We start from the raw sequence: 20,441 nt of genomic DNA, 5'->3' as shown, positions 1-20,441 counted from the left end.
CGACCAGGCTTCCCGGCGCACCTGAGGAAAACGGTACTCCCACTGGATCCCCGGCACCAGGGTTCCTGATGAGGCGGCGGCATTCCCGCACTGTTGCGCGAACCGGGCAAATAGGCCAACCCGGTGACAACTTCGATCTTTACTACATCTTTACTCTCCTTTAGGGCATCTTTACGCCCAGGAGTGCCGGGAAGTCTGGTCGGCGGCCTGGCCCACCCTCGGGCCGGGGTAAGGGCATGCCGAAGAGCGGAGACCGATGGTCCAGCGTTTCGCCAGAGAACTTCTTTCCGGACTGACCGTGGCGATCGTGGCGTTGCCGCTGGCGATCGCCTTCGGGATCACCGCGACAGGCACCTCCGAAGGGGCGCTCGTCGGTCTGTACGGCGCGATCTTCGCGGGCTTCTTCGCCGCGGTGTTCGGCGGGACACCCGCCCAGGTGACGGGTCCGACCGGCCCGATCACCGTCGTCGCCACCGGGGTCATCGCCGCACACGGACTGGAAGGCGCTTTCCTCGCCTTCATCATGGCCGGCGCGTTCCAGATCCTGTTCGGCCTGTGCCGGCTCGGATCGCTCATCCGCTTCATCCCGCACCCGGTGGTATCCGGCTTCATGGGCGGGATCGCGCTGATCATCATCCTCGGCGAACTGGACCAGGTGCGGAAAAGCTTCCTGGTGGTCGCGGCCACGATCGTGCTGATGCTCGTGGCCACGCGAGTGATCAAGTCGATCCCGGCCAGCCTGATCGCGCTCGTGCTCGTCGCGGCGATCCTTCCGTTCGCCGAGCCCATGCTGCGGAACCTGAGCATCGGGCCGGTCTCGCTCAACGGCACCGTCGACTACATCGGCCGGATCCCGGAATCCATCCCGTCCCTGAGCGTCCCGGAACTCAGCGGCTCACTGCTGCTCACCCTCTTCCTGCCCGCGCTCAGCATCGCCCTGCTCGGTTCGATCGATTCCCTGCTGACCTCGGTGGTCATGGACAACATCACCGGCCGACGGCACCGCAGCAACCGGGAACTCGTCGGTCAGGGCCTCGGCAACATGGCCAGTGGTCTGTTCGGCGGCCTGGCCTCGGCGGGCGCGACCGTCCGGTCCGTGGTCAATGTCCGCGGCGGCGGCCGTACCGGGTTGTCGGCCGCGACGCACAGCGTCATCCTGCTCGGCCTGGTCGCGGGCCTCGGGGCGGTCGTCCAGTTCATCCCCCTCGCCGTGCTGTCCGGGATCCTGATCTTGACCGCGGTCGGCATGTTCGACTGGGAAAGCCTGCGCAAGACCCACGTCGCACCTCGGGGCGACGTGGTCGTGATGTTCGCGACGATGATCATCACGATCCTGGTGGACCTGACCGTCGCGGTCGCGGTCGGCGTGGCGGTGGCGCTCGTCGTGCACTTCGCGCAGTCACGGCGAAGCAAGGCATCCGTCGTCCAGGACGAAACGGGCACCTATCGCGTCGACGGCCCCTTGTCGTTCCTCTCCATCGATCGTGTCCTCACCCGGCTACGCGACGACGAACCGAAACTGTCACTGAGCCTCGAAAACGTGAGCTACGTGGACATGTCCGGCGCCAAAGGACTGCTGACCTTCCTCGACCACTCCCGCGGTTCCGACGTGGAGGTCGACCTCAAAGACGTGCCACCCCACGTCGAGCACAAACTCGTCACGCTCGCGAACGACGAGCAGCGCGACAACCTCAGAACCGTCGCCGGAGCCGCGGACCCAGCGAGCGAGCGGTCCTGACGGACGACGTCACCGCGGGGCGAGCGCCAGTTCCAGCAGGCGGGACGCCGAAATCACACCGAGCAGCGTCTTGTCCCGCATGACCGCGACCAGAGGACAGCGAAGCCTCGCCATCATGGCGGCGACCTCGATGATCGTGTCGTCGGAGTTCACCCGGGGCAGCTCGGTCGGCTCGTCGGGCAGCAGGGAACTCACCTTGCGGCCGCCCAGTTTGTCGGCGACCCGATCGGCCATCGACTCGCTCAGCACACCGGCGAGCGACGGATCGTCCTGGACATAGGTCGGCACGAGGAGACGGACGACCTCGGAAGCGGGCAGGACCGACTGCGGGCATCCGGTCCGGTCGGTCACGACGATGCCGGGAAGGCGGTGTTCCGCGAGGAGCCGCGCCGCGTCGAGCGCGTCGGAATCCATGTCCACGACCGGGAATTCCTCGGCCATCTCGGCGGCATGCATAGCGCAAGACTAGGACGTCTCGGCGTGGTGCGCCCGGTTCAGCCGTCGTTGCTGTCCGATTCTTTACGCCCGGCGGAATACCCGCGCTCCTGCCGCAGGTGCACGAGGCGGAGGGTGGCGATGAGGACGACGAACACCGCGATCAGCGCGAGCGGACCGAGCAATCCGGACATCGATGTCCCCCATCCCACCACGGTGTGACCTTCGGCACCCCGCAGAGTACAGGAAGCACCACCGCTGATCGGCCGCGCCAGTGCGCCGAGTTGCCCCCCGCCCTCGTTTACGGCATCTTGACGCGTGGAGCGCCGGGAAGTCTGGTCGGCACACCCGGCCCGCTTGGGCCGGGTCGGTCGGCATGGACGGGATTCGTGAGTACGCAAGTGGTCTGGCAGCGTCTTCAGCAGGCATCCATCTCTGGTTCGCTCCACAGGAACATGGCATGAGCGCCGTCGTCGCGGTCGCCGTGTTCGTGGTGGCCTATCTGTTCATCGCCACCGAGAAGATCCCCAAGATGGTCACCGCCCTCGCCGGTGCGGGCGTCGTGCTGGCGGTCGGCGTCGTCGGCTCCGAAGACGCGTTCTATTCCCACGAAACCGGCGTGGACTGGGACGTCGTCTTTCTGCTCCTCGGGATGATGATCATCGTCGGGGTCCTGCGGAAGACCGGCGTCTTCGAGTTCACCGCGATCTGGGCCGCCAAACGCGCCAAGGGCTCACCGCTGCGGATCATGATCCTGCTGGTGCTCATCACCGCGATCGCGTCCGCGTTCCTGGACAACGTCACCACGGTGCTGCTCATGGCACCGGTGACACTGCTGGTGTGCGACCGGCTCGACATCAAGCCGGTCCCGTTCCTGATCGCCGAGGTCATGGCCTCGAACATCGGCGGCGCCGCCACCCTGATCGGCGATCCGCCGAACATCATCATCGGCAGCCGCGCCGGACTGACGTTCAACGACTTCCTCGTCAACATGGCCCCGATCGTGGCGATCGAGATCATCGTGTTCTGCCTTGTCCTGCCGAGGCTGTTCCGCGGTTCCTTCACCGTCGACCCGGACCGGGTCGCCGACGTGATGGCCCTCAACGAGCGCGAGGCCATCCACGACAAAACTCTGCTCATCAAGTGCGGCGTCGTGCTGCTGGGGGTCTTCACCGCCTTCATCGGGCACTCGATCTTCCACATCGAGCCCTCGATCGTCGCCCTGCTCGGCGCCGGAGTGCTCGTACTGCTGTCCAGGTCCAAGCCGAAGGACTACCTGGCCAGTGTCGAATGGGAAACGCTGCTGTTTTTCGCGGGCCTGTTCATCATGATCGGCGCCTTGGTCAAAACCGGCGTCATCGGTGATCTCGCGAAACTCGCCGCCGACGCCACCGGAGGCAACGCGCTCCTCGCCGTCATGCTCATCCTCGGAGTGTCAGCGCTCCTGTCCGGCGTGGTCGACAACATCCCCTACGTGGCGACCATGAGCCCGCTCGTCCTCGGACTCACCAACGACATCGCCGACCCGACCCATTCCGAAGCGCTCTGGTGGTCCCTCGCCCTCGGCGCGGACTTCGGCGGCAACGCCACCGCCATCGGCGCCAGCGCGAACGTCGTCGTCCTCGGCATCGCCGCCCGCGCAGGGAGCCCCATCTCCTTCTGGGAATTCACCAAAAAAGGCGTCATCGTCACCCTGATCACGGTTCTTGTCGCCGCACCTTATCTGTGGCTGCGCTACTTCGTTCTCGCCTGAAGCCGCCGAGGCCCGAAGACACAGGACGTCGTCGATATCACCTGATGATTCGACCGGCCGCGTACTCGGCGAGCCCTGAAGCCGTTTTCGTCATCGTGCGCCGAACCTGACTTTCCGAAGACCGGAACCCCATTCCGCGCACTGAGTACGTCCCCTGCCAACGGATCCAAGTTCCCCCGCCGGGGATTTCACGAAGGTCGATCGCCGCCTGGTGATCCGCCATATGCGGGCTCTCCAGCGTCTCGTAGGCGAACCGCCTCCCGGGCGTGAGGTCGATGATCCGTTCCCGGACGACAGTCCTGCCCGCGCGGAAAGCCCAGATGGCGCTTACCTTTCCACGCTCGTCCGACGAGAGACCGGCCGAACCGCTGACGTCCAGTTCACCGGCTCCCGACCAGGCAGGCCACGTTCCCGGGTCCAGCAACACCGCCCACACGACCGCCGGCGGTGCGACCGATTCGGCCAAAACGTCGTACGACCGCACTGCGAACCCTCCAGGAAAGGCGACTGTGACGACCCCGGATCGTGCCACACACCGGGCGTGCCGGTAGGCAAATCGTCCCACTTCGACCTGTTCAGTCCATTGTGTACATACGCTCGATTGGGCGTGCCCAAAAGGTTTTCGCCTGCCCGCGACGTGGCTCACCAGGCGGTTTCCTTGTGTCCTAAGAGTGGACGAGATTCTCGAGGCGCGGGCTTTCGGGTGCGAGGTGCCGAACGGTCGCGATGGCGCTTGTGAGGGCCGACTCCTGGCTGTCTATGTCTTGCAGGTAATGCCCCGCGAAATGGATTCCGCCGTGGCCCTGAGCCTTGTCCAGGACGGCACGGGCGCGAACCGCGGCCTGTGCATCTCCTGCATGGTCAAGCGGTCGTAGGTGTGCGGACAACGTGTCGAGCTGCGCCAGCACCGGAAGGCAAAGCTGATGCAGCGCCGCGTGTTCGACGTGCTCCAGCAACGCGCTCTCGCCGATCCCCGGTTCGCCGCGGAGGACGAGCACGCCGCCCTCACCTCGTTCCGCCGCGCGGACGAGGGCGAGGAGTGCCGTGATCTCGTCGCGCCCTCCGACGAGCGATCGGGGCGTCGTGGGCATGGTGTGAACCCTAGGGGTGACATCGCCGCAGCTGGAGCCTCGGCCGGTACTGCGGCCGCGGTGGCGCCACCCCCTTGCACGAAACCCTGCGCCACCGCGGCCACCATGAACGCCACGATCGTTCGCCGCCCCCGCCCTCCCCGGTACGAGTGCGGCAAAACGTGACCGTGTGCTCCCGCCGTCGGGGGGCGGAACGCATCGCTCGGACAGGACCGTAGGGCGGGAAACGCGACGGCCTCTGTCATCGCGCTTGCACGACGCTGTCGTCCGGGCGAGCAGGCGGACGCGGCTACCCCGCTGTGGGCCTGACGTGCGCGGAAAGCAGTGCCCGGATCTCGGCGGCGACGGTTTCATCGCCGTCGCGAAGGGACCTGTCGTAGGCCTCCCGCCATACTCGGTGAGCTTGATCGACGTCGCCACCCGCGAGCAGCGCGTGCCCCAAGCCGACCCGTAGCGGCACCGCCAGCCTCGTCACGTGGAACTCCTCGACGAGGTCGACGGCTTCCCGGTACGTCGCGGCGGCGCCGCGATGATCACCCGACCCCGCCTGTACGGCGGCGATGGTCTCCAGACCGGCGACGATCCGCGAGGGTTCCTTCCCTTCGCGAAAGGTGTCGAGGGCTCGCTGGGCGGGTCCACTCGCCTCTTCGTGGCGGCCGAGCCCGACGAACGTGTCCGCGAGGTTGTTGAGTGCCATCGCGGTGGACAGGTCGTCACCGACCGACTCGTACAACCGGACGGCTTCGCGCAGCGGCTCGACAGCCTCGGCGAACCGGCGCAGCCAGTTGAGTGCCGAACCGAGGTTGAGCAGCGCCGTGCCCTGTTCGGCGAGGTCCCCCAGTTCGCGAAAGATCTCCAGCGCGGCGCGGCAGTAGGTGATCTGCTTGTCGCGGTCGGCCGCTCGGCCGTAGCCGGTGCTCGCACCGTTCAAGCACTTGCCCTGGAGCAATCGGTCGCCCGTGGCAGTCGCGCTGAGGACGGCGGCTTCACCCATGTCGACTATCCGCAGCCAGTATCCGCGCAGGTTGAGGTAGTGCCAGCACAGCTGGAACAGCACCGCGGCCGGAGCGTGCAGACCGTGCTCGTCCGCGCCGAGGACCAGCCTGGTGATCGTGTCGATCTCCCGGTCGAACCAGGCGACCGCGGAGTGGTGGTCGGCGAAGTCGACGACCGGGACGTCGGGCCCGGCCGCGGCGATCGGCATCCGGTGCGGAACGCCGCTGAGGTGCTCGCGTGCCCGTTCCGCGGTGTGCACGTAATGCGCCATCAGCCTTTCGACCGCCGCCGGCGCGCCGGGCAGGGCCGACGCCTTGTCGCGCGCGTACTGCCGGAGCAGGTCGTGCAGTTCGAATCGGTCGGGCAGCCGCTGCTGGAGCATGCTGACCTCCGCCAACCGCCCCAGCGCGGCACCCGCGGCCGACGGCGGGATCGCGGCCAGCGCGGCGACCGCGTGCCTCCCGACGCTGTCGCCGGGAAACAGGCCGAGCACATCGAACACCGCCGCCGCCTGCGCGTCGAGCGCGTCGTAGGACCAGTCGAACAGTGAACGCAGATCGCTGTCGCGGTCGTCGTCGACCGAAAGCACTTCGAGCCCACGCTGGTCGGCCAACTCGTCCCGCAACGAAGACAGCGGCCACTCCGGATGCCGGGCCGCGTGATCCGCGGCCAGCCGCAACGCCAGTGGCAGTCGCGCGCACAACTCCACGATCGCCGCCGCCGCGTGCGGCTCGGCCGCCACCCGGTCCCGGCCGACCTGATCGGTGAACAGCTCCAGCCCCTCGGCCGGTGAGAGCAGGCCCAGAGTGATGTGGCGCGCACCGTCCCGTGCGGACAGACCGCGTAGCTTGCGTCGGCTGGTCACCACGACCGAACCCCCGCCGGGCAGCAGCGGCCGCACTTGGGCGCTGTCACGGGCGTTGTCCAGCACGACGAGCATCCTGCGCGCGGCGGACTCGGTGCGCCAGAGCGCCGCCCGCTCCTCGACATCGGCCGGGACGCGCTCCGGCGACACCCCGAGCGAACGCAGCAGCATGTCCAACGCGTTCGCCGGATCGACCGGCACGCTGGGACCGTAACCACGCAGGTTCAGATACAGCTGCCCGTCCGCGAACCGCGGCACGACCTGATGCGCCCAGTGCACGGCCAGACTGGTCTTCCCGATACCGGCGGCACCGTCGACGGCGGAGATCACGACCGGCTGTCCGTCGGCTTTGCTCACCAGACGGTCCAAACCCGCCATCTCGTCGAGACGCCCCACGAACCCGCGCACGTCCCCCGGCAACTGGCGAGGCACCTGCGCCGGGGCGGGCTGCCCGACCACGAGCGTCTCGTCGTCGAGCAGGATCGCCTGGTGCAGATCGGCGACGGCACGCCCCACGTCGAGACCGAGTTGCTCCCGCACCAGATCGGTGACCTGGCGATAGGCGTCCAGCGCCTCGGCCCGCCGCCCCGCCTGGTGCAGAGCCAGCATCAGCCTGGCCCACAGCGACTCGCGCAGCGGGTGCCGCGCGGTGAGGTCCCGCAAGTCGGCGATCACCTCTTGTCCGTGACCTCGCTCCAGGTCGACGTCCAGCATCCGCTCGCGGGCGGCGAACCACAGCTCGGCGACCTGCGGTCCCGCTTCCGCCCGCAGCCCCGGCGAAGCGACGTCCTCCAGCGGATCTCCACGCCACAGCCGGACCGCCGACGCCAGCGACGCGTACTCCCGGCCGGTGTCCCCTTCCCGCGCCGCGACGGCCGCCGACTCGACCAGTTCGCGCAGCGCGAGCAGATCGAGCTCGGTGGTGGCGGCACGCAGCAGGTACCCGCCCTCGGTCGTCTCGATGACGTCGGCTCCGAGGCTGCGCCGCAACCTGCTCACCAGGGTCTGAAGACCGTTGCGCACGTCCAGCGGGGAGTCGTCGTCCCACACGTGACCGATCAGCTTCCACAGCGGGACCACCTGATTCGCCGAGAACGCCAGCGACGCCAGCAACGCCCGCTGCCGCCCGCCCACCTCCACCGGCCCCGCGGCCGTCTCGACCTCGAACGGTCCCAGCACCCTGAGCCGCAGACCTCGAGCCGTTGCTTTGCTCTGAACCATGACCGCCCTTCGTTCGGCGTCACCGATCATGCCGTAGAGATCGGCCCCAAACCGTTACCCGAACTCGCGACAGGCCCGGAAACGCCGGGACCCGATTCCGCGACTAGAACAGCGAGTGACCAGAACGCTACGCCCGATCGACCAGCCGATTGGGCCACCTTGCGAGAACTGGTTCCCCCGGACGCCATGGGATCCAGATCATGCCGCCGGACGGGGAGAAGATGCGCCGGACCTTCGTCGTCACCGACGTCGTTCATCCTGCCGGGTATCAAGACCGGCTCCGGACAGTGCTCGACGACCTCCACGACGGCGTCGGGCCGACACTGGCCGTGGCGGTGCTCGGGCTGCGTGCGGCCCGGGAACTGATAGTCCGTGACCGGGCCGGTGCCGAGCGCCTCCTGGCCCGGCTCGAGGAGGAGCTCTACGGCGCCATCACCGAATTGCGCCGCATCGTGACCGACGCGCGCCCGCCCGCGCTCGACGAGACGGGACTCGTCACGGCCGTGCGCCGGTATGCCGGAATGCTCGCCGACCGGGCACCCGCCGAGCACGGCCCGCTGGCGGTGGCGGTCGAGGTCCGCGGTGAGCTGCCGCCGCTGTCGTCGGAGGTGGAAGTCACCGCGTACCGGATCATCCGCGAGGCGCTCGTGAACATCGTGCGCCACTCCGGTGCCCGGCAGTGCACGGTGTGCCTCTGGCCGCTGGACGGCGATCTGCGCGTGGAGATCGTCGACGACGGTGTCGGCCCGGGCTGCGAGGCCCTCCCCCCGGTCGGCGGGACCGGACTGCGTTCGATGCGGGAACGCGCCGGCGACCTCGGTGGCGGCTGCGTGGTCGAGCCGGTGCCCTCGGGCGGCACCCGGATCGCCGCCTGGTTGCCGCTCGCCACCAAGGAGTGAGCGATGTTCCCGGCCCTGCGTGTCCTCGTGGTGGACGACCATCCCGCCTTCCGGGCGGCCATCTGCGCGATGCTGGACGGCACCCACGGCATCGAGGTCGTCGGCCAGGCGGCCGACGGCCACACCGCGGTCACGGAAGCGGGCAGGCTGGAGCCCGACGTCGTCCTGATGGACCTGAACCTCCCGGACCTCGACGGCGTCGAGGCGACCCGCCGGATCGTCGACGCAAGCCCGCACACCGGCGTGCTCATGCTGACCATGTTCGAGAACGAAACCGCCGTGTTCGCCGCCATGCGCGCCGGTGCGCGTGGCTACCTGCTCAAGGGGGCGCGCAACGAACAGGTCGTGCGCGCGGTACGGGTGATCGGCGACGGCGAAGCGATCTTCAGTCCGGCGGTCGCGAACCAGGTGCTTTCCCTGCTGGGCACGGAATCCCCGCGCGACGAGTCCTTCCCGCAGCTGACCGTGCGCGAACGGGAGATCATGCGGCTCATCGCGCAGGGCATGGGGAACGCCTCCATCGCCGACCGGTTGGTGCTCAGCCCGAAAACCGTGCGCAACCACGTGTCCCACATCTTCCGCAAACTCCAGGTCACCGACCGGGCCCAGGCCATCGCCAAGATCAGGAAGGCGGGCGTCGCTCGATCGGAGTAGCAAAGCGGGACATATCGGGACTCCGGATCCCTGTTCGCGGAACCCCGCCCCCACGATCCTTGGATGAGGAAACGCCGTTCGCGGGGAGGGGTTCAGCGATGCTCGTCGACCAGATACCGGTGCAGCTCCATGCCACCGACACCATCACGCACGCGGGTGTCACCGCCGCGCTGCGCGCACGCCCGGAGATCCGCTTCGCCGACGGCTCCGACGAGCCCGCCGTCGTACTGGTCATCGTCGAGCGGCTGAACGAGGAGGCACGGCAGTTGCTGCGCAGCCTCCACTGCGCCAGCTGCGCCGGGGTCGTACTGGTCGCCGGGGAGGTGGACGACTCGGAGCTGCTGGACGTCGTGGGCAACGGTGTCTCCGCGATCATCCGCCGGGCCGACGCCACCCCCGACACCCTGGTGCGGCTGGTGAAGGCCGCGGCCGCCGGGGAGGGTGCGCTGCCGCCGGATTTGCTCGGCCGTCTGCTGTCCCGGGTGTCCCGGTTGCAGCGGGACGTCCTGCAACCGAACGGCTGGGATCTGGCCGGGATGTCGCGGCGCGAGACCGAGGTGCTGCGGATGGTCGCCGACGGCTTCGAGACGAAGGAGATCGCCGACAAGCTGAGCTACTCCGAGCGGACGGTGAAATCGATCCTGCATGACATCACCAACCGTTTCCAGCTCCGCAACCGCGCTCATGCCGTCGCGTTCGCCTTGCGCGAGGGGTTGATCTGATCGGGTCTATTCGACTCGGCCGGAGAAGGAGACCGACGGGGTGCAGCGGGCACCTCCTCCCGGTGTCTGGCAGCTGACCGCGAGCACGATCTTCTCACCCGGGGCGAACCGCCAGGCCTGCAACCAGTGGTGGTCGAGGTCGCGGAAGTTCGCGAGGCCGACTTCCAGCAGGACGGTTTTGGCGCCGCCGGAATCCCGCAACAGCCTCAGGGTTCCGTTGTCGCCACGCGGGTTCTGCAGGATCAGGTCGGTGACGACCAAGGTTTTCGTGGCATCCGGCATGGCGTAGGGGAATTCGGCGAACCGGTTGACGTTCGAGTCGGCGGCCGCGTCCGCCGCCACGCGGAAGTCGGTCGGCGTCCCGTTGGCGTTGCCCGCCTGGTTGGGCACACCGTTCGGTGTCCTGGTGGCAGGAGGCGAACCGTCCACGGGCGGGGTCAGCCCGACGGCCTTCATCGCGTCTTCGGAGTTCTGCTTGGCCTGACCGGCGTCCTTCTTCGCCTCACCCGCGGCGCCACCGGCGTCCTGAGCCGCCTTGATCACCTCCTGGTTCTGCTCTTGAGCCGCTTCACGAGCGGCCGATTTCACCGCGGGCCTCAGCACCGTGAACCACAGCGTCACCAGGGCCAGCAACAGCACCAGCAGCGCGGCCAACGCCGGCAGCAACCATTTCGGCAGCAACTGCCGCTGCACCATGGTGCCTTCGGTCTTGAGCGGTTCGGCGTCGTCGGCGGTGACGAACACCTGGAAGCGGTGACGGACGGGCTGCCCGCGCAGGAACCGTTTCCGCGGCCGGGCCCGCAGGCGGACGAACGCGGCCGTGCCCGGCGCGAGATCGGCGCGGTTCCGCTCGAGCTGGAAGTCGAGCTCGTCCTCGGGGTCGAGCGCGCTCAGTTCGACGGCGACCGGCCGGTTCCCGCGGTTGTCGACGGCCACTTCGAAGTCGGCCTTGGAACCGGCCTCCACTTTGGCCGGAACGATTTCGGCGGTCACCTCGATGAAAGCGCCGAGCCGGAGGGTGCCCTCCTCGACCACCGATCCGGCCGGGTCTTCGCTCGAGAAGACCCGGACACCGAAGGGGATCAGGCCCGCCCGGACGTCGGACGACCGGGGCGGCGCGAACCGGACGAGCACCGTGCCCGTCTCCTCCGGCAACAGGTTCACCGTCGCCGGTTCCACCGTGGCCCAGGCGCCGGGGTCGCCGACCACTTCGATCGCGAACTGGTCGACGACCCGGCCGGCGTTGCGAATGGTCACCGAGCAGGTGATCTCCTCGCCCGGTTCCGCGACCAGGCCGGCCTCCGACAGTGTCGCCGTTGCTCCCATGTCCGGAAGTCTGCGCGACCGGCGCCCCGCCCGGCACCAGCGGACGGGTGTGCGGCCGTGCGCCGGTCGTCGCCCATAAGGGCAGTCCCCCTCCTCAGCCGCGGGTGATGAACGGGGGCTGCTGGGTCCGGAGCACCACCAGGATCGGATTCGACCGTGCTGTCCCGAATTTCACGCCACCCGCCGAGGTCACGTTCACCGTGCGCGGGCCGATCAGGTCGTGGTGGAAGATCAAGAAGCGCGCCTCGAACCTTCCGTCCGCGCCGACCGTGGCCAGTCCCGGTGCGGAGATGCCCGCCGACCAACCCAGCCGGACCACCGCACCCGGCGGAAAGTCCGTTCCCCTGACCCGCGGGACGAAGCCGAGCGTGCCGATCTTCGGATCCAGCTCGACCACCGGCCGCCGGACCACCACCCGCGCGTTCGCCGTGTTGTCACCGGGGTTGTTGTCCGGACCGGTCGTGCTCACCCTGCCGGACACCTGGGCGTCGAAGGCGGACTTCGCGGCCAAAGAGATCCGGACCGTCACGGTCTGATCGGGCCCCAGCGTCCCGAGCGCGCAACTTCCACCGCCCGGCGTACATCCGGGTGCGGCCGAAGTCGCGGGGAGTTGCGGTGGAAGCTGGGTCACGAGCCGGACGTCCGGCATCGCGGCCTGGGAACCGTTGTGCACCAGGTACGTCAGCACCGCGTCGTCACCGCCGACGAACAGCGGGACCGCCGAGACCGACATCCCGACCGACAAGGATCCGGGCGTCACCGGGGGCACCGGTTTTTCGGCGACCGTCACGACCGCCGTCGCGGAGTTGTCCCGCGTGTCCGCGTCTTGGCCCGTCGAGGTGACCGTGCCGGTGGCCGCCTGTGTTCCGACGGCCAGGCCGGTCGCGCTGAACCGCACCCTCACCTCCTCGCCCGGCACCATCGTGCCGAACTCGCACACCGATTCGGGCGTGCAAGTGCCTTTGGTGGGGAGAACCGCCGCGGCCCGCAGACCGGCTGTCAGCCGGACGAAAAGCCCCACCCCTGGTGCCGCGGTGACACCACGGTTGGTGACGACGAACTCGAACGTGGTGAGCCCCTCGAACGGGATCGCGGCGGGTACCGCTGTCGCGCTCACGGCGAGGTCGGGAATCCGTTGGAACGCGGGCTGCGCGGCCCCGCCGGGGCTGTCGATCAGAATCCGGCCGTCGCCGCCGGTGAACGGCACGACCGCGACCCTTGGCGGGGATTCGCCCGGGGAGTTCGTGTAGGCGATGAGCCCGCCGTCCGGCGACCAGGCCGGATCGTCGACGAATCCCGCGCGCCGCACCAGGATCCGGCCCGGCCCGCCGTCGGCGGGAGCCGCACAGATCAGCGCGTTGCCGCTCTGGAACGCCAGAGTGGCTCCGTCCGGCGAGACGTCCGCCGCCCCTTCCGCGCCGGCACCGCAATCCGGCCCGAACTGTGACGAAAGGTCACGCTGGTTTCCCGGCACGACGATATCGGGCGAAGGCTGGGTCAGGGCGACCTGCCAGAGCAGCTTCCGCCGGTTTTCCCCCGGCTGGGCGACGGCCATGACAGCGGTCTCGACGGCGGTGCCGTTCGTCCCGGTCGCCGTGCACGTGACCGTGGTGGCACCGACCGGGAACGAGCCGCCGGGCGGCGGTGTACAGCTCGGATTCAGCGGACTCCCGTTCGCGTCCACCGCGCTCACGGGATACGCGATCACCGTGGGGCCGGTCCCGGTCACCGTCTGATCGTGCAGCGTGATCAGCGGCAGAGCCGGATCCTTGACGCGCACGGTGACGTTCTCGGTGTAGCCCGGCCGTACGGTGGTTTCCCCGTTCAACCGGAACTCCACGCGGCAGCGCAGGAAGGAACCCAGTGCGGCCGCCGGGGACACGGTCGCCGTTTCGGTGAACCTCGCGCTCGTGCCGCCCGGAACACTTTGCGGGCCCGCGGGGTCGAACGTCATCGTGAGGCCCGGGTCGCAGAAGCTCACCGGCTGGACCCTGACCGGGAGGTCGCCGATGCCCGCGATGATCGCCTCCGTGATCCGGCCTTCATCGGTGCCGGGCGTGAGGACACCGTTGGTCGCATTGGTGATCGCGGTCGCCTGTCCCCGCCAGTCGAGACCGTGGTCGCGCTCCTCGCTCGAGCCTCCGGTGACCGCGGGCACGGCCACCACGCTGATCTTCGCCGCGTTCAGTGCGGCGATCACCGCCGCCCGGACCGCCGACCCCGTGTCCGGTGGGTCTTCATGGCTCGCCGCGTCCCCGACCAGGACGAGGACCCGGCTGCTGTCCGGGCGGAAGGTGATGGCTCCGGTCGCGATCTTCTGTAAGGCAAGTAGCCAGTCCTCGGCGGTGTCTCCGCCGCCCTTCGCCGTGATCCGGGCGAACGCGTCGGACAGCAGCTTCCGCTCGGCCTCGGTGCCCGCCGGGGTCAGCGGCTGCTGGACGAAGAACGACCGCGGGACAGGTTCGTTCTTGTCGTCGCCCACGTCTCCGAACGCCGCGACCGCGAACCGTGCGTCCTTCTCCCGCTCTCGCACGCTGTCGATGACCTTGCCGAGGTTCGTCTTGACCTGTTCGATCACCCCGCCCATGGAGCCTGTCTGGTCCATCAGCAGGACGATGTCCGGCAGGGATCGGATCCGGTCGGTCTGCACCGTCTTGCCGATCCGCGCCGAACCGCCGCGCCCGACCGGGACGTCCACCACCGATGGGTCCACTCTGGACGGTCCCGGCGGCCCGATCCGGGTGGCGGCCCGGGTGAGCGTGATCTTCGTTCCGTCCGCCGACCACACCGGCTGCGAGTCGTCACCGCGCAGATGCGCCGGGATCGGGATGTCACCGAGAAGACGGCCGTCCGCGACGCGCACGATCCGCACGAGACTGTCGGAACCCTCACCGATCGACACGGTCCGGGTGAACGCGATCTTCGTCGCGTCCGGCGACCACGCCGGGTGGCGCTCCCGCTTGCCGCCCTCGTCCCCACCGGTCAGCGGCCGCGGCGCGCCGCCGTCGGCGTTCGCCACGACGATCCGGCTGTTCCGGACCTCACCGGTGCCGAACTCCGTGTAGGCCAGCGAAGTCCCGTCCGGCGAGAAAGCGGGATCGGCTTCGTCGGCGTCCGGCCGGTTGGTGAGGTCACGGCGGTCGCCGCCGCGCGCGTCCGCGCTCCAGATGTCGGTGGTGGCCCCACCGCGGAGCTGGGTGAACACCGGCTGTCCACCGGCGCGGAAGGTCGGTTCGGTCTCGCCGACCGCGGACAGCGCGGAGATCACCGAGACCTGACCGCCGGGCAGGGTGACCTGTTTGACGTCACCGAGCGGATCCGGTTGACGTGTGGTGAAGGCCAGCCGCGCACCATCCGGCGACCACGCGGGCTCGGACGAGTCACCGGGCTCCGGTACGGCTCGGGTGACCGCACCACCGGCGTCGGACATGAGCACGACGTCCCCGGCCGGGTCGAACCTGGTGGTGGTGAACGCGATCCGGGAACCGGTGGGGGCCCAGGCGGGCTGGGTGTCCGCGCCGGGGTCGCCGGTCAGGCGGGTCGGCGCGCCACCGTTCGACGGTACGAGGTAGATGTCACCGGCCGGATCCTCGCGGGTGCTGCTGAACACGAGACGGCTCCCGTCGGGTGACCAGCTCGGCGAATCGTCCGCGGCCGGTCCGGAGGTCACCTGGCGCAGACCGCGGCCGTCGACGCCGATCACGAAGAGGTCCTTGCTCCCCGTGCGTTCCGAGACGAACGCGACCGACGAACCGTCGGGCGACAACGCCGGATGCGTGTCGACGGTCGCGTCGTCGGTCAGACGCGCCGGAACCCGGGTGCCGTCCCGCAGGTACCAGATCTCGCCGTCACGCTCGGCACCGTCGGCCACGGCCCGTTTGCTCACCCACACCAGGCCGCCTTTGCCTGCGGACGCGTCGGAATCGACGCCCTCGGCACCCGGGGGCAGTGCCGCCACCACACCCTCGCCGGTGGCCTGGAACAAGCCCGTGGTCGCGGCGCTGACGTAGCCGACGCGGTAGGGCACGGCAGGGGGCGCGGGCTGCTGCGCCGCTGTCGGCGCGAACACCCCGGTGACAGCCGCTCCGCCCAGCACCACGACGAACGCGATCGCCGTCACCGCTCGGTTCGGGCGCATGGTCATCCTGTCCTTCCTCGGTGGTTGCCGCCGGTGGTGGCCGGGGTGAGCCGAACACGGCGTGATCGAACCCTTTCAGCGCTCGCCGGCTTCGCGAGGGGATGGACCGCGGGGTTCCGACCGCCTGGGACTGTCCACAAGGTACTGACGATCGGTTTTCGGGTGGCCTGCGGCGATGTCGCGAAAGCCACTTTCGGGACATCGGGCGTCCCGAAAGTGGCTTTCGCAACCCCGCCCACGTATCGGGCGCCGAAGAGTGCCACGTTGTCCTCCTCACCCGGCCTCGAACAGCTCGATCTCGGAGATCGCGACGTCCATGCCGTCCAACGAGCGATGCAGCCCGACCACGTGCAGCTCGATGCCGGTCGCACCCGCGCTGTTCTCGATCGGGACTTCCTGGGCGTCCGGCGTGTCGGCCAGCACCATGTCGTAGGTCTTGCCGGTGGAGAACACGAGATGCAGGGTCTTCGGCCGATGCGCGGCTTGGAAGTTCGCGCCGTTACCGGAATGCACGATCGCCTTCCGCAGGTCCACCGGACGGTCGAAGGTGAACACCAGTACGGGCTCGCTCTGGGCGGCGGCCGCCCAGAAGGTGTTCGTGGCGTTGTCGCTGACCAGGTTTCCCGGATGGTCGGGCAACTGCGCGCTCGCGGTCACCTTGCTCGGGCGTACCGGGTCCAGCTTCGTTTCGAAGATCCCCGTCGCCTGATTCCACAGGCCGACAGCGGCGGTGTTGATCGCGCCCCGGAACGGCTGGTACAGCGCGTAGATCAGCGCCGAGAGCAGCAGCATCACCGCGATCACCCGGCGGACGGCCTTGCCGACGCGGCGTCGTGCGGCGCCGGCACGCCCGGCGCGACGGCGGACACCGTCCTTGCCCGGCCGCTCCCCCGCCTTGTGTTCCCGGGAGCGGCGGCCGAACAGCCGTCGCCACCATGAGGTCTTCACGACCTCCGACTCGGCCAAGGACGCGCCGCAACGCCCGCAGAAGTTGCGAGTGGGCACGTTGCCCTTGCCGCATCTGCCGCAGATCAGGTCGCCCGGATTGAGGATCTGCTCCTCGACCGTCTGCTGCTGCGGCTGCCGGACCGGAGCGAGCTGCTCGGCGGGCTGCACGAGCTGGTGCTGGGCGGCCGCTTGGGGCACCGCGGCGGGTTCCTCGTCGTCCCATTTCAGGTACCGTCCGCATTCGCCGCAGAACTCGACGTCGGCGGGACCCTGATGCCCGCATTCCCGGTAAACGACCATCCGCTACCCCTCCACCACTTCCACCGTGACGCGTACGTGGGCGGGCACCGCGTCCACGACCGTCTCCGTCAGCCGTCGTTCGTCGATCCGGTCCCGCTCGGGCACCCGCACGCGCACATGGACCCACGGCGGCCCCGGATCCGGGAGCGGCGCTCCGGGCTCCGGCGACGCCACGACGCCGCCGCTGTCGGTCACCTCGACCGCGCCGCCGGTCAGCAACCGCACGTGCTCGGCGAGCCCGCGCTGCGTACCGCGCCACCGATGCAGTTCGACCGACCGGATCACGAGTTCACGCAGCCGGGCCGGGCTCCAGCCTTCGTCGATGCGCAACGCCACCCAATGCGCCAGCCAGCCGACGAAATCCTCCGGCGCCGATTTCGGGTCGAGGTAAGCCGAAAAGTTGTCCAACGTGGCGAAGACCGGCGCGATCACTTCGTCGAGCGCACCGGTGAAGCGCTGGACGAAAAGGTCCTCGGCGTAGACCGAGGGCAGTTGCTCGCCGATCGGGTGCGGGCTCGGCAATCCGGGCACGGCCGCTCTCATACGCCACTCTCCCGGACCCGGACCTGGTGCCCGAACGAGAACGCGAGCGCGTGGGGCGGCAGGTCGAGCCGGTCGACCTGCTCACCACGTTCCCGCGTGACCGGATTGGCCGCGAACAGGCGGACGTCCTCGACCATCTCGACACCGGGAAGCCGTTGCAGCACCGCGAAGACCTCGCCCGACTGCACCGGCCGCCCGAACGGCCAGCCATCGCCGTCCGGCCCGCCGGTGAGCGGGTTGAAGTAGTCGAAAAGCGCCTGCGTCGCCCGCGGTTCGAGAGCGGCGGGGCTGGTCCGGCGGCGCGACCTCAGCCGGGCGACGACCGTGACCCCGTGGTAGAACGGCGCTTCCACGGACACGAGGGCACCGACACAGCGGCGTTCGTCCAGATATCGCTCGATCCGTGTGCGCATCCCGGGGTCGAGCATCAGCGTCGCGAACTTCAGCTCGCCGGTGTCGGGAACGGCGGGTACGACGAGGACGCGGATCGCACCGGTCTCGCGGCCGTCGGCGCCGTGCGCGGGTACACAGCGCACTCTCGCCGCCTCGGGCGCCGCTTCGCGCGCGAGCTGTTCGTAGTCCTCGGTGGTGACGGCGCGGTCGCGGGTGCGCAGCAGCAGCGGGCCACGGACCGCCGCGTCCGGCACCGACTCGCCGTCCACCCCGCCGGTGGCCGGACGCCGGTTCACCACGGTGCTGACGAACGGGATCGGATCCCGTTGCACCTCGAGTACTTCGCGGGCGACGTTCCCGCGCCGACCGCCACCGGCCCGGTAGACGGGCACCCGGATCGCGGCGGCCTTGGCCGGAAAGGCGCCGTAGTACCGGATGCCGCCCTCGGGCTGGCGCACGGCCGGGCCGAACGCGATCTCACCGGCCACCCGGTCGAGCCGGACGTGCCGGTCGTCCGGACCCGACTCGGCGAACGAGGACACCTCGGTCCACTCCTGCCAGCCGTCGGGACCGGACACCTCCACGATCAGCTCGTCCCCGCCGTCGACCACCGGACGCCGTCCGAGCGGGAACCGCTGCCCTGGCAGACCGTTCGAGGTGCCCACGACCTCGCCGCGCACGACCTCGGCGTGCACCGCGGCGACCGTGCCACCGATGGTCGACGCCTCGACCGAGCGCAGCCGCGGCGACCGCTGGAAGAACGGTTGATGCTGCTTCGGTTCCGTCAAGCGGCACCGGATCCAGCCGGCGTGCCTTCCGGCGAGCACCGACACGGTGTGCCCTTGCGGTACGTGCACAACGACGTCCCCCGGCCGGTTGAACGCGCCGGTGCTGTCCCGGTCGACCTCACCGTCGGCCCAGCCGTGCCCGTCCCATGCCTCCCACACCCACGGAGGATCGTGCGGGTCGACACCCTGCCCCTCGACCTCGCAGTCCATCCGCAGCAGCACCGCGCAGCCGGGCACGGCGTCCGACAGTCCGAAGTAGACGGCGTCACCGGGCGCGGGACTTTCGGCGAAACACGCGGGTTCGCCGCCGACCAGGAGTTCGTCGGTGTGGTCGACCTGCGGCACACCGGCGTCGGACTTGCCGGTCGCCAGGCCGGTGAGCGAACACGGCATGATCGTCAGGGTTCGCTCGACGGTGAACACGACGGGGTCCTCGACCTCGTCGCGCACACTCGCGACCTGTTTTCCCGCGGAGACCACCACCGCGGCGTCCCGCGCCGCAGAGAGCCAGAACGTCACGTCGGCGCGCGCGGCGGCAGGCGGGAACAACCGCACCCCGATGAGATCCAGGAACCGCAGGTAATGCAGTTCCGGCACCCGGTTGAGCCGGTAGAGCAACTGGTCGACCATCTGCGCGAACGTCTCGATCAGCGTCACGCCGGGGTCGGAGACGTTGTGGTCCGTCCATTCCGGACAGTTGCGCTGGACGAGGTGCTTGGCTTCGTCGACCAGGTCCTGGAATCGGCGGTCGTCGAGATTGGGCATGGGCAGCGACATCACACACCGTCCTGAGTGGACTCGTGCGGCGGGATGACGTAGAACGGGAAGACCAGGTTGCGCGGGTCGTTGGTGCCGCGCAGGTGGTACTTGATGTCGATCAGCAGTGTGCCGCGTTCGGCCTCGGAGAAACCGACCACCACATCGGTGAGCGTGATCCGCGGCTCCCAGCGCTCCAGCGAAGTGCGGACCTCGTAGGCGATCTGCCCGGCGGTGGCCGAGTCGGCGGGCGCGAACACGAGATCGTGCACCGCGCAGCCGAACTCCGGACGCATCGGCCGCTCACCGGGAGCGGTGGCCAGTATCAGCCGGATGCTCTCGACGACCTCGCGTTCGCCGCTGACCAGCGCGATCGAGCCCGTCGCGTCGGTGTGCACCGGGAACGCCAGCCCTCTGCCGAGAAAGTCCATGTCAGCCTCCGATCAGGACGGTCGGGCAGCCCATGACGATCGGCGCGCCGCAGGCGGCCAGATCGCCCATGCGCGCCGCGGGCAGGCCGCCGATCAGCACCGTCGGGCAGCCCGGCGGCGCGACCGGCGTCGGCGGATGCACCGCGGGCGGCGGGAACGAGCAGGTGTGCATCGTGCCGACGGTGGCGGCGGGCATCCCGCCGATGAGCACGGTCGGCACCCCGGGCCCGGCGATGACGCCCGGATGCCCGGTCGGGTCGCCGACCCTCGCGGCTGGTGGCATGCCCACTCCCCTCAGTGTCTGTTGACGGTTCGAGACCGGGCGGATCTCGGTTGCCGATCTGTCCGGCGTGCGGAGTGGCCGGCGTGTCGCGAAAGCCACTTTCGGGACGTCAGGTGTCGCGAAAGTGGCTTTCGCGACACGCCACGACACGCACCTGGCCT

Annotated in this window: 17 protein-coding genes; 5 read left to right on the top strand and 12 right to left on the bottom strand. The window is 69.4% G+C overall.

Annotated elements, in window-relative coordinates:
• The first annotated feature begins 256 nt into the window (after window positions 1-256).
• On the top strand, window positions 257-1,738 hold the full coding sequence (locus tag HDA45_RS38385; RefSeq protein ID WP_184903846.1) for a SulP family inorganic anion transporter: 1,482 nt from the start codon (window positions 257-259) through the stop codon (window positions 1,736-1,738).
• 9 nt (window positions 1,739-1,747) lie between these two features.
• Here the strand turns inward: HDA45_RS38385 and HDA45_RS38380 are convergent, their stop codons facing one another.
• Together HDA45_RS38380 and HDA45_RS42945 are read right to left on the bottom strand one after the other, a co-directional pair.
• A complete protein-coding gene (locus HDA45_RS38380) occupies window positions 1,748-2,194 on the bottom strand; it encodes a CBS domain-containing protein (RefSeq protein WP_184903844.1) in 447 nt (148 codons plus the stop codon).
• Window positions 2,195-2,232: 38 nt separating this feature from the next.
• Window positions 2,233-2,367, bottom strand: a complete 135-nt coding sequence (locus HDA45_RS42945; protein WP_281400844.1) for a hypothetical protein — start codon at window positions 2,365-2,367, stop codon at window positions 2,233-2,235.
• 266 nt (window positions 2,368-2,633) lie between these two features.
• Here HDA45_RS42945 and HDA45_RS38375 point away from each other — a divergent pair, with 266 nt between their 5' ends.
• Window positions 2,634-3,926 carry an ArsB/NhaD family transporter gene (locus tag HDA45_RS38375; protein ID WP_184903842.1) on the top strand — a complete coding sequence of 431 codons (1,293 nt, stop codon included), beginning with the start codon at window positions 2,634-2,636 and terminating at the stop codon, window positions 3,924-3,926.
• A gap of 37 nt (window positions 3,927-3,963) precedes the next feature.
• On the opposite strand, the gene HDA45_RS38370 is transcribed toward HDA45_RS38375, so the two are convergent.
• The 3 genes from HDA45_RS38370 to HDA45_RS38360 form a co-directional block, all read right to left on the bottom strand.
• Window positions 3,964-4,410 (bottom strand): SRPBCC family protein, encoded by a 447-nt coding sequence (locus HDA45_RS38370; RefSeq protein WP_184903840.1) that lies wholly within the window; start codon window positions 4,408-4,410, stop codon window positions 3,964-3,966.
• 181 nt (window positions 4,411-4,591) lie between these two features.
• Window positions 4,592-5,017 (bottom strand): ATP-binding protein, encoded by a 426-nt coding sequence (locus HDA45_RS42630; RefSeq protein ID WP_246480931.1) that lies wholly within the window; start codon window positions 5,015-5,017, stop codon window positions 4,592-4,594.
• A 289-nt stretch (window positions 5,018-5,306) separates the two neighbouring features.
• Window positions 5,307-8,099 carry an AfsR/SARP family transcriptional regulator gene (locus HDA45_RS38360; RefSeq protein ID WP_184903838.1) on the bottom strand — a complete coding sequence of 931 codons (2,793 nt, stop codon included), beginning with the start codon at window positions 8,097-8,099 and terminating at the stop codon, window positions 5,307-5,309.
• A gap of 200 nt (window positions 8,100-8,299) precedes the next feature.
• Here HDA45_RS38360 and HDA45_RS38355 point away from each other — a divergent pair, with 200 nt between their 5' ends.
• The 3 genes from HDA45_RS38355 (at window position 8,300) to HDA45_RS38345 (ending at window position 10,374) form a co-directional block, all read left to right on the top strand.
• Window positions 8,300-8,998: a sensor histidine kinase gene (locus tag HDA45_RS38355; RefSeq protein WP_246480930.1), complete on the top strand. Its 699-nt coding sequence runs from the start codon at window positions 8,300-8,302 to the stop codon at window positions 8,996-8,998.
• Window positions 8,999-9,001: 3 nt separating this feature from the next.
• Window positions 9,002-9,652, top strand: a complete 651-nt coding sequence (locus tag HDA45_RS38350; RefSeq protein ID WP_184903836.1) for a response regulator — start codon at window positions 9,002-9,004, stop codon at window positions 9,650-9,652.
• Window positions 9,653-9,750: 98 nt separating this feature from the next.
• A complete protein-coding gene (locus tag HDA45_RS38345; protein ID WP_184903834.1) occupies window positions 9,751-10,374 on the top strand; it encodes a response regulator transcription factor in 624 nt (207 codons plus the stop codon).
• A 6-nt stretch (window positions 10,375-10,380) separates the two neighbouring features.
• Here the strand turns inward: HDA45_RS38345 and HDA45_RS38340 are convergent, their stop codons facing one another.
• The 7 genes from HDA45_RS38340 to HDA45_RS38310 form a co-directional block, all read right to left on the bottom strand.
• The gene (locus HDA45_RS38340; RefSeq protein ID WP_184903832.1) at window positions 10,381-11,700 is read right to left on the bottom strand and encodes a COG1470 family protein; all 1,320 of its coding nucleotides are present in this window, start codon (window positions 11,698-11,700) and stop codon (window positions 10,381-10,383) included.
• Window positions 11,701-11,794: 94 nt separating this feature from the next.
• A complete protein-coding gene (locus HDA45_RS38335; RefSeq protein WP_246480929.1) occupies window positions 11,795-15,844 on the bottom strand; it encodes a VWA domain-containing protein in 4,050 nt (1,349 codons plus the stop codon).
• Window positions 15,845-16,111: 267 nt separating this feature from the next.
• The gene (locus HDA45_RS38330) at window positions 16,112-17,086 is read right to left on the bottom strand and encodes a zinc ribbon domain-containing protein (protein WP_184903830.1); all 975 of its coding nucleotides are present in this window, start codon (window positions 17,084-17,086) and stop codon (window positions 16,112-16,114) included.
• A 3-nt stretch (window positions 17,087-17,089) separates the two neighbouring features.
• A complete protein-coding gene (locus HDA45_RS38325) occupies window positions 17,090-17,629 on the bottom strand; it encodes a phage tail protein (RefSeq protein ID WP_184903828.1) in 540 nt (179 codons plus the stop codon).
• Window positions 17,626-19,587 (bottom strand): putative baseplate assembly protein, encoded by a 1,962-nt coding sequence (locus HDA45_RS38320; protein WP_184903826.1) that lies wholly within the window; start codon window positions 19,585-19,587, stop codon window positions 17,626-17,628. The genes HDA45_RS38325 and HDA45_RS38320 overlap by 4 nt, the downstream gene beginning before the upstream one ends.
• Window positions 19,587-19,997, bottom strand: a complete 411-nt coding sequence (locus tag HDA45_RS38315; protein WP_184903824.1) for a GPW/gp25 family protein — start codon at window positions 19,995-19,997, stop codon at window positions 19,587-19,589. Before HDA45_RS38315 ends, HDA45_RS38320 begins: the two co-directional genes overlap by 1 nt.
• 1 nt (window position 19,998) lies before the next feature.
• Entirely contained in the window at window positions 19,999-20,280 is a 282-nt protein-coding gene (locus tag HDA45_RS38310) for a PAAR domain-containing protein (RefSeq protein ID WP_184903822.1), read from the bottom strand.
• Window positions 20,281-20,441 lie beyond the last annotated feature (161 nt).

The organism is Amycolatopsis umgeniensis, assembly GCF_014205155.1.
GTDB lineage: Bacteria > Actinomycetota > Actinomycetes > Mycobacteriales > Pseudonocardiaceae > Amycolatopsis > Amycolatopsis umgeniensis.
The sequence above is the reverse complement of the archived record's forward strand: the minus strand, read 5'-3'. Positions and strand labels throughout refer to the sequence as shown.

Bases quoted from the DNA above. Each gene is read 5' to 3' on its own strand.
- HDA45_RS38335 (WP_246480929.1), bottom strand. From the start codon at position 15,844: ATGACCATGCGCCCGAACCGAGCGGTGACGGCGATCGCGTTCGTCGTG.
- HDA45_RS38345 (WP_184903834.1), top strand. From the start codon at position 9,751: ATGCTCGTCGACCAGATACCGGTGCAGCTCCATGCCACCGACACCATC.
- HDA45_RS38385 (WP_184903846.1), top strand. From the start codon at position 257: ATGGTCCAGCGTTTCGCCAGAGAACTTCTTTCCGGACTGACCGTGGCG.
- HDA45_RS38325 (WP_184903828.1), bottom strand. From the start codon at position 17,629: ATGAGAGCGGCCGTGCCCGGATTGCCGAGCCCGCACCCGATCGGCGAG.
- HDA45_RS38315 (WP_184903824.1), bottom strand. From the start codon at position 19,997: ATGGACTTTCTCGGCAGAGGGCTGGCGTTCCCGGTGCACACCGACGCG.
- HDA45_RS38320 (WP_184903826.1), bottom strand. From the start codon at position 19,587: ATGTCGCTGCCCATGCCCAATCTCGACGACCGCCGATTCCAGGACCTG.
- HDA45_RS42945 (WP_281400844.1), bottom strand. From the start codon at position 2,367: ATGTCCGGATTGCTCGGTCCGCTCGCGCTGATCGCGGTGTTCGTCGTC.
- HDA45_RS38360 (WP_184903838.1), bottom strand. From the start codon at position 8,099: ATGGTTCAGAGCAAAGCAACGGCTCGAGGTCTGCGGCTCAGGGTGCTG.
- HDA45_RS38310 (WP_184903822.1), bottom strand. From the start codon at position 20,280: ATGCCACCAGCCGCGAGGGTCGGCGACCCGACCGGGCATCCGGGCGTC.
- HDA45_RS42630 (WP_246480931.1), bottom strand. From the start codon at position 5,017: ATGCCCACGACGCCCCGATCGCTCGTCGGAGGGCGCGACGAGATCACG.
- HDA45_RS38355 (WP_246480930.1), top strand. From the start codon at position 8,300: ATGCCGCCGGACGGGGAGAAGATGCGCCGGACCTTCGTCGTCACCGAC.
- HDA45_RS38330 (WP_184903830.1), bottom strand. From the start codon at position 17,086: ATGGTCGTTTACCGGGAATGCGGGCATCAGGGTCCCGCCGACGTCGAG.
- HDA45_RS38380 (WP_184903844.1), bottom strand. From the start codon at position 2,194: ATGCATGCCGCCGAGATGGCCGAGGAATTCCCGGTCGTGGACATGGAT.
- HDA45_RS38375 (WP_184903842.1), top strand. From the start codon at position 2,634: ATGAGCGCCGTCGTCGCGGTCGCCGTGTTCGTGGTGGCCTATCTGTTC.
- HDA45_RS38340 (WP_184903832.1), bottom strand. From the start codon at position 11,700: ATGGGAGCAACGGCGACACTGTCGGAGGCCGGCCTGGTCGCGGAACCG.
- HDA45_RS38350 (WP_184903836.1), top strand. From the start codon at position 9,002: ATGTTCCCGGCCCTGCGTGTCCTCGTGGTGGACGACCATCCCGCCTTC.